At 45.1% G+C, this 4,584-nt stretch carries 3 protein-coding genes; 2 read left to right on the plus strand and 1 reads right to left on the minus strand.

Annotated features, from left to right (window positions below):
- The first annotated feature begins 231 nt into the window (after positions 1–231).
- On the plus strand, positions 232–1,515 hold the full coding sequence (gene serS / locus IM322_RS13890) for a serine--tRNA ligase (RefSeq protein WP_286825696.1): 1,284 nt from the start codon (positions 232–234) through the stop codon (positions 1,513–1,515).
- 55 nt (positions 1,516–1,570) lie between these two features.
- On the opposite strand, the gene IM322_RS13895 is transcribed toward serS, so the two are convergent.
- A complete protein-coding gene (locus IM322_RS13895; RefSeq protein ID WP_286825695.1) occupies positions 1,571–2,731 on the minus strand; it encodes a 2,3-diketo-5-methylthiopentyl-1-phosphate enolase in 1,161 nt (386 codons plus the stop codon).
- A gap of 268 nt (positions 2,732–2,999) precedes the next feature.
- Between IM322_RS13895 and IM322_RS13900 the strand changes: the two genes are divergently transcribed.
- Complete coding sequence (locus IM322_RS13900) at positions 3,000–4,118, plus strand: peptidylprolyl isomerase (protein WP_287676640.1); 1,119 nt, start codon at positions 3,000–3,002, stop codon at positions 4,116–4,118.
- Positions 4,119–4,584: the final 466 nt, after the last annotated feature.

Here is a 4,584-nt window from a genome sequence, read left to right on the forward strand (position 1 = left end):
CTCAAAATGGACGGGTCGAAAGTGTCAGACTTAAGCAATTAAGCGTTTTTCGCTATCTGCGTCAACCCCGTTCAGCGACCACCCTAAAAAAGTGGCGTGGTGAGGAATCGCCGTCCGTTTTACGGCGGCGAGGATGTCAATGACCATTGGTTAGGGATTGAGAACATTTCCCCTCAGGCTGCCAATTCCCCGACTCCCCCACTTACTTTTTACTTTTTACTGACTCGTACCATGTTAGACCTAAAGCAAATTAGAGAAAATCCAGAGGAAGTACAGAAACGCTTAGATAGTCGGGGAGGGAGTTATGATATTGCCCCTATTCTCCAGTTAAATCAACAACAGAAGGCTTTAGAGTTAGAACGCAGCAGTTTACAGGCCCGGAGTAACGAAATCGGTAAACTGGTGGGACAAAAAGTTAAAAGTGGCAGCGATGCCAACAGTCCCGAAATTTTGGTGCTGAAAACAGAAGGAAACGAGATTAAAAGTAAACTAGCTCAATTAGAACCGCAGGAAAAAGCCATTAAAGCGGCCATTGACCAAAAAATCTTAGATTTACCCAATTTACCCAGTGAAACCACTCCCATCGGTAAGGATGAACGGGAAAATATCGAAGTCAAACGCTGGGGAGAGGAATATAAACCCACTAACCCGAATATTTTGCCTCACTGGGAAATTGGGGAAAAATTGGGCATTTTAGACTTTGAACGGGCCGTAAAGATCGCCCAGAGTCGTTTTGTTAATCTTATCGCTGTCGGGGCAGCCCTAGAAAGAGCTTTAATTAATTTTATGCTCGATCGCCACATTGTCGCCGGTTATACAGAAGTTTTACCACCAATTTTAATTAATAGTGACTCCTTGCGCGGGACGGGACAACTGCCGAAATTCGCGGAAGAAAGCTTTAAATGTCGAGATGATGAGCTTTGGTTAGCACCAACGGCAGAAGTACCCGTAACTAACCTCTATCGCGATGAAATCCTCTCATCGGAGCAATTACCAATAAAACACTGTGCCTATACTCCCTGTTTTCGTCGAGAAGCGGGCAGCTATGGCAAAGATACGAGGGGCTTGATCCGTTTGCATCAATTTAATAAGGTGGAAATGGTCAAAATCGTCCATCCTGACGCTTCTGCTCAGGAACACGAAAGTTTAGTCGCTAATGCGGAGGCAATCCTGCAAGCTTTACAGTTGCCCTATCGCGTGATTGAATTGTGTAGCGGTGACTTGGGTTTTGCGGCGGCCAAATGTTATGACTTAGAAGTATGGCTACCTTCGGCTAATACCTATCGGGAAATTTCCAGTTGTTCTAATTTTAGAGACTTCCAGGCACGACGGGCAAATATTCGCTTTAAAGAAAAAGGGCAAAAAGGCACTAATTTTGTCCACACCCTCAACGGTTCGGGATTAGCGATCGGTCGTACTATGGCTGCTGTCCTAGAAAATTATCAACAGGCAGACGGGACGGTAAAAGTGCCAGAAGTGCTGCAACCCTATCTAAAACGGGAGATTATTTGTTAATTTTTCTAAAAATGCTTGACAAAATAGCTCTATAGTGCATTTAAAAAAGTTGCTCTTAACCCCACTGTAGAATTGCCTGTTTTAAGGCTCCTTCCGGCAAATTGGCGGGATTAAAAGAATCACCCGCTTCTATTCTGGCTAAAGCTTCAAAAAAAGCCCTCACACCACTGGCTGGTCCCGATGGGTGGTCCATAATTCCGGTTCCCGCATTGAGGATAACATTACGTCCGTAATCCCGAAGCACTTGGGGAACAATACCGGGACGAATGCCGGCCGAGGGAACCGGAAAAACGTTTCTATCGCGCAAAATATCGCGAATTTTGCCTTCCTCCTGCGGATCGAAGGGTAAACTACCGTAGGCGGCGGGATATAGCACCGCATCGGCTCCTGCGTGGGCCATCATCGTTCCCAAAACCACAGAATAGGCTAATCCCGTATCAGTACCGGCACACATCGCTCCGGCAAAGGCAGGATGGGCGAAAATAGGAACATCGATCGCTGGATCACTGGCTAAAGCTTCTAAAACGGAAAAACCGTAGGTAAGAACGTTTAATAATAGGGCATTAGCCCCATGTTTCACTAATAAACGGGCTTTTCTCTGCAATTCGTCCGCTTTTCCCGTGACATTGACCGCATAAAGAACATTTCTACCGGTTTGCTGCCGCACTTCCTCCAAAACCCGGCGACAACAATCTAGGCGCTCGTGGGTGGGAGCCACGGGAAGATCCGCCATGATTTCATCATCTTTAATCACGTCTAAGCCAGCAAAAGCCACTTCTCGCAGGATATCGGCGTGATCTTGGGCCGATAGTCCTAAAGCGGGTTTAAAAATTGCCATCACTAGAGGTCGATCATAAACCCCCAAACGTTGCCTAATTCCTGTGATTCCCAGCTTGGCTTTCGTGCCGTAGGTTTCGGGGAGATACACCCCCACCACTTTTCCGGCTCCAGCCATGGAATATTTGCCGAAAATCATGGTTAAAAGACTGGCGATGTCATTTTCAACGTTTATCTGGGGAAAACGCACCCTAGCCACCTTATAACCGTCGGCTTCCTCCCTGATCCCCACCACTTCCGCTAGGTGTTGTTGCAGCTGCTCTTGACGATGACTGTGGCGATCGCTCCAAGTGCCGGCGGTTTGACCGATAGCGATCGTTTTTGCCTGTTTTTCGGCATCAATAGCGGGAGGAAAGCGATAATCGACAATGATAGTCATAACGAAGTCAAAAGGTGATAAAAGGGAGTGGGAATTATAAATTATAAATTATGAATTGGGGAGGTGGGGAGCTTTTTTCAGTGATCAGTAAACAGTAAACAGTAATGGGTGAACTGAAAACTCACATCTGATAACTGATAACTGATAACTGATAACTGATAACTGATAACTGATGACTTCGATCGGTTTTCTCACCTATTGACAAGGGTTGCGCTAAAAGCCTACAAGTATTTTGGATAGGTATGGCCATTGAGGAACCGACCAAAACATGAAAATAACGACAAGATTACGGGAATGGGGCAAATTTTTCTTAAAAAGCGGTGCTAGTATTGCCCTAGCACTATTTTTAATCTTAAGTCTGTTCACGGTTAAGGGAACTACCCCTGCTTTAGCTGTGCTTGCTCAGGGTGATGCGGTCACGGATCCCACTGCTATTCTACGCAATGCCTTACCCATAGATAATAAACCAATTCGTCAAGTGCAACAATCGATCGAAGATATTGCCAAACATCTGCGGGCCAAGCGTTGGAGTCCGATTAAAAAAGATGTCAAGGATGCCAATTATGCCCTTTCGACCAAAAGCAACGCTATCTTAGATAGTGTTCCCGAAGCAAGTAAAAGTCAAGGGGAGGAATTAATCGAAAAAATAAAAACGGGAGTGGCAGCCCTCGATATGGCCGTAGAAGCGAAGGATAAAGAGGCAGTTTGGTCAACCAGACGGGAATTGCTCAATAATATCACCGCTTTAGAAGAATTAATGGTGGTGGGTTTTCCCTTTAACGTTCCCCCAGAATACGCTAACTTGCCACAATTGCGAGGACGTGCCACCGTAGAGATGCAGACAACCAAAGGAGATTTAACTATCGTTGTCGATGGTTACAGCGCTCCAGTTAATGGGGGTAACTTTGTGGATTTAGTCCAACGGGGTTTTTATGACGGTTTACCCTTCATTCGCAGCGAAGATAATTTCGTTGTCCAAACCGGGGATCCCGTCGGTGCAGAAGAGGGCTTTTTTGACCCGAAAACTAAGCAATATCGCTCTATTCCCTTAGAAATTTTGATTAAAGGGGAAGAAGAACCAGTTTATGGCAATACTCTCGAAGAATTAGGGATTTACTTACCCAGTCTCGCCTTGCCTTTTAACGCTTTTGGTGCATTGGCCCTAGCGCGTCCCGATACTAATCCTAACGGAGGTTCCTCGCAATTCTTTTTCTTTAAATTCGATAATGAATTAACTCCTCCGGGGTTTAATCTCATGGATGGTCGTTATTCGGTTTTTGGCTATTTAGTGCAGGGAAAAGAGGTGTTAGAAGAACTTACCGATAAGGATAAGATTATCACCGCTAAAGTGGTTTATGGCTTAAATAATCTCGTTCAACCTAGCTAGGGTGGGGGTTTTAACTGGGTCTTGTTAAGACAAAAAGATTAGTCATCAAGATAGGGGAAGCAGCTCAGATTCTGGGTACTTCCCCCCATACCCCGCAAAAGTAGCAATTATCGGGGTCAATATTCCCCGCTAGTGAAAGCAAGGCAGCTAGTAGATGTTACTGTGTTGATGACCTTTTCAGCAAAACGTAGGGTGCGTTAGACGGCCAAAATTGCTGCCTTGACTTGAAGGTAAAAATCCGTCGTAACGCACCACTAAGTAGTAAAACGTAACAGCCAAAATTGCTGCTTTGACTTGAAGGTAAAAATCCGTCGTAACGCACCACTAAGTAGGGTTTGCTGAATAAATCTAAAAACCTTGTTGGATAATATTTTTAGGCTTTTTTGAAATCAAAAAGTGCCAGCCATTGGAGTGTTCGGGGGGGAAATTTAGGCACTTTTTCCCTGAAAATTAGGTAATTGACCCC

It is taken from the genome of Microcystis sp. M109S1, from assembly GCF_020247025.1.
GTDB lineage: Bacteria > Cyanobacteriota > Cyanobacteriia > Cyanobacteriales > Microcystaceae > Microcystis.

Coding starts and splice junctions, on each gene's coding strand:
- serS (WP_286825696.1), top strand. CDS start 232: ATGTTAGACCTAAAGCAAATTAGAGAAAATCCAGAGGAAGTACAGAAA.
- IM322_RS13895 (WP_286825695.1), bottom strand. CDS start 2,731: ATGACTATCATTGTCGATTATCGCTTTCCTCCCGCTATTGATGCCGAA.
- IM322_RS13900 (WP_287676640.1), top strand. CDS start 3,000: ATGAAAATAACGACAAGATTACGGGAATGGGGCAAATTTTTCTTAAAA.